3 protein-coding genes are annotated in these 3589 nt (G+C 78.0%); 1 reads left to right on the top strand and 2 read right to left on the bottom strand.

The features are described 5' to 3' along the window. Window positions 1-1840: iron ABC transporter permease (locus Q6969_RS14120; RefSeq protein ID WP_317231006.1), on the top strand; the 1840-nt coding region annotated here is incomplete at its 5' end. Window positions 1841-1937: 97 nt separating this feature from the next. On the opposite strand, the gene Q6969_RS14115 is transcribed toward Q6969_RS14120, so the two are convergent. Both Q6969_RS14115 and Q6969_RS14110 read right to left on the bottom strand, forming a co-directional pair. Further along, window positions 1938-2915 carry a cation-transporting ATPase gene (locus Q6969_RS14115; RefSeq protein WP_317231005.1) on the bottom strand — a complete coding sequence of 326 codons (978 nt, stop codon included), beginning with the start codon at window positions 2913-2915 and terminating at the stop codon, window positions 1938-1940. Window positions 2916-3063: 148 nt separating this feature from the next. Then, the coding region (locus Q6969_RS14110) for a phosphotransferase (RefSeq protein WP_317231004.1) at window positions 3064-3589 on the bottom strand (526 nt) is incomplete at its 5' end.

Genomic DNA, 3589 nt, shown 5'->3' with positions numbered 1-3589 from the left:
CCTCGTCGGCCTCGCCCTCGGCGCGGCCGGCGCCGCGCTCCAGACGGTGAGCCGCAACGTCCTCGCGTCGCCCGACACCCTCGCCGTCAACGCGGGCGCCTACGCGGCCCTCGCGGTCGCGGCGGTCACCGGGCTGACGCTCCCGGTCCTCGCCGGCGCGGGCGTCGCGTTCGTCGGCGGGCTCCTCGCGGCGGCGGTCGTGCTCGCCGTCTCGGGCCTCGGATCCGGCACCGTGCGCCTCGTCCTCGCGGGCAGCGCGCTCGCGCTGGGCCTCGGATCCGTCACCTCGGCGCTCCTCCTCCTCTTCCCGCAGCGCACCTCCGGCCTCTACCGCTGGGGTCAGGGCGGCGTCGGCCAGAACGGCTTCGACGCGGTCGCGCAGATGGCGCCCGTGGTGCTCGTCGCGCTCGGGGTCCTGCTCCTCCTCACCCGCCGCCTCGACGCGCTCGGGCTCGGCGACGACGCCGCCCGCAGCCTCGGCGTCGACGTGCGCACCACCCGCGTGCTCGCCGTGCTCGCCTCGGTCCTCCTCGCCGCCGCGGCCGTGACGGTCGCCGGCCCGATCGGCTTCGTCGGCCTGTGCGCGCCCGCGTTCGTGCGGCCGCTCCGCCGGCTCGTGCCCGGGGTCCGTCGCGCGTGGGTGTTCGTGCCCCTCGCGGGACTCATGGGCGCGGCCGTCGTGCTCCTCGCCGACGTGCTGGTGCGCGCGGTGCTCGGCGCCGAGGCGTCCGTCGCGGTGCCGACGGGACTCGTCACCTCGCTCCTCGGCGCGGGCGTGCTCGTGGTGCTCGCCGTGCGCGCCCGCGACAGCGCGACGCCCGCGCCCACGGAGCGCCACGGCGTGATCACCCGCCGGCGCGCCGCCCTCGTCGTCGGCACGCTCGCGGTAGCGCTCGTCGGCCTCCTGGTCGCGTCGGTGCTCCTCGGCGACGCGAAGCTCCTCCTCGGCGACCTCGCGAACGGGATCCGCGGCACGGCCGGTCCGGTGGTCGGCTACGTGCTCGAGACCCGCGTGCCGCGCGTGCTCGCGGCCGTGCTGGCGGGTGCCGCGCTCGCCCTGGCCGGCGTGCTCGTGCAGGCCGTGACCCGGAACCCGCTGGCGGATCCCGCGATCCTCGGCGTCTCCGGCGGCGCGGGCCTCGGCGCGGTGCTGTTCGTCACGACGGCGCCGCTCGCGTCCGGCTGGGGCATCGCGGGCGCGGCGGGTCTCGGGGCGCTCGCGGCGGCCGTCGTCGTGTTCGGGCTGGCGGCGCGCGGCGGGTTCCCGCAGAACCGCCTCGTGCTCATCGGCGTCGGCGTCTCGGCGGGCACGGCCGCGGCGATCAGCATGATCATCGTGCTCACCGACCCCTTCAACGGCGCGAAGGCGCTCACCTGGCTCTCCGGGTCCACCTACGGCCGCGGCCTCGACGACGCCCTGCCGGTGCTCGTCGCGCTCGTGCTCGCCGTGCTCGTCGCGGCCCCGCGGCACCGGATGCTCGACCTGGTGGCCCTCGACGACGACACCCCGCGCCTCCTCGGCGTCGGGCTCGGCCGCTCGCGCCTCCTGGCGCTGTCGGTCGCGGTCGTGCTGACGGCCACGGCCGTGGCGGCGGTGGGCGTGATCGGCTTCGTCGGCCTGGTGGCCCCGCATGCGGCCCGCGCGCTCGTCGGCTCACGGCACGCGCGCGTGCTGCCCGTCGCGATCCTGCTGGGTGCCGCCCTCGTGACGCTCGCCGACATGCTCGGCCGCACCCTCATCGCCCCCGGCCAGCTGGGCGCGGGCCTCGTGACCGCCCTGGTCGGCACCCCGTACTTCGTGTGGCTGCTGTGGCGCGGCCGCGCGGCGCGGACGCGCTAGCCGCACCGGACGGCGGACCCGCTCGCGATGGACCGGCGGGTGGGTTCGCTGCTCCGCATCGTCGGCCTGCGTCGGTCGCGCTGGGGCCGAGCGGGGATCAGCGCTCGAAGAAGTCGCTGAGGCCCGGGATCTGGAAGCCCTCGCCGAGGCCGGACACCTGGTCGCCGAGGCCGGTGAGGTAGTCGCCGCCGCTCTGCGCGATGCCGTCGACGCCCTCGGTCAGCCCGCCGAGGTCGCCGAGGCCCTCGAAGCCCTCGAGGCCGAAGCCCTCGGTGAGTCCCGCGAAGTCGACGCCGTCGGCCATCGCGCCGGACAGGAGCGGGCCGGCCACGGAGCTGATCACGGCACCGGAGGCGACGGCCAGCGCGACGCCGCCGAGCGCGGCGACGCCGGCACCCGCGGCGGCCCCCGCCGCGAACGTGCTGGCCCGGCCGCCGCGACCCGACGATCCGTGACCGCCGAGCACCTTCTGCATGAGGCCGGGGCGGCTGGTCTGGCCGCGCGTGGCCGCGAGGGCGAGGTCGTCGACGCTGCCGCTGCGCGGGCGCTCGTGCGCGGGCAGCTCCTCGGTGAGGCGCGCCTGGACGAGCTCGCGCTGCGCCGGCGTGAGGCGCGCGAAGGCGTCGCGATGCACCTGCTCGAGCTGCTCCGGGGAGGCGGTGCGCAGGAGGTAGTCGTACTTGCCGAGGGCGACGCGGTCGGCCTCGGAGGCGGGCTGCGCCGCGTTCTGCCCGCGGCGGCCGGCGGCGGCCGGATCCTGACGCGGCTGCCCGTGGTCGGACTGCCCGTAGTCGGGCTGGCCGTACTCGATACGGCCGTCCCCGGGCTGCGACGCCGGGCGTGCGCCGTACGACGGGCCCCGGCCGTGCGCGGTCCCGGTGCCCGGGTCGCGGCGGTCCGGCTCGTCGCCCGTGAGCTTCCCGGCGGCCGAGCGGACGACGCTGCGCCAGTCGGTGCCGGAGCCGTTCCCGTTCCCGGAGCCGGATCCCTGGCTCCGGTCCGGGCCGGAGGAGGACGAGGAGGAGTCGCGGAGCGCTCGTGCGGCGGCGCCGAGCAGGCGGCTGAGGTTCGACATGAGAACCATCCTCGCGGGCGGTCCTGTGGAGGACCCCGGAGCGGTCGGGGAAGGGGCCGGGGACGCACGGCCCGTCGAGGGCTCCGTCGCCGTCGAGCGGGTCGACCGCCGTCGGGGACGCCGACCCGGCGGACCCCGACCCGTCGCGTCAGCCGAGCACGCGCCCGCCTGCGTCGAGCACCAGGTCGAGCAGGGCGACGAGCTCGGCGACGGCGTCCTCCGGCGGCTCGTCCGGGAGGCTGCCGCGCCGCGGCGCGGATCCGGCGTCGAGGGACGCGACGAGGTCGGCCGCGAGCTTCCAGCGGAGGGCGAGGGCGGCGTCGAGCCCGCGCCGCACGACCTCCGTCGGCACGAGCCGGCCGGTCGAGCGGATCCCCGCGGCGTGCCGCTCGACGGCGTCGTCGAGCACCGTCGCCACGTCGGCCGCGGTGGCGTCGCCCCGCCGGACCGACGAGCACAGCAGCGACGCGAGGTCCGCGCCCACCGGCCCCGGGCCGACGGACTCCCAGTCGATGAGCACGATCCCGTCCGCGTCGCGGAACACGTTCGCGCCCGTCGCGTCGTGGTGGCAGAGGGTCGGCGGCAGGCTCTCCAGGGTCGCGCGCACGCGGTCCTGCGCCGCGAGGAGCCGCGCCGCCGCGGGGATGCGCGCGCCGAGGAGCGCGACGGCGCGC

The sequence above is a fragment of the Clavibacter sp. MX14-G9D genome (assembly GCF_032917815.1).
GTDB lineage: Bacteria > Actinomycetota > Actinomycetes > Actinomycetales > Microbacteriaceae > Clavibacter > Clavibacter michiganensis_K.
Note: the sequence above shows the minus strand (reverse complement) of the source record. Positions and strands in the feature narration are given on the sequence as shown.

Bases quoted from the DNA above. Each gene is read 5' to 3' on its own strand.
- Q6969_RS14115 (WP_317231005.1), bottom strand. From the start codon at position 2,915: ATGTCGAACCTCAGCCGCCTGCTCGGCGCCGCCGCACGAGCGCTCCGC.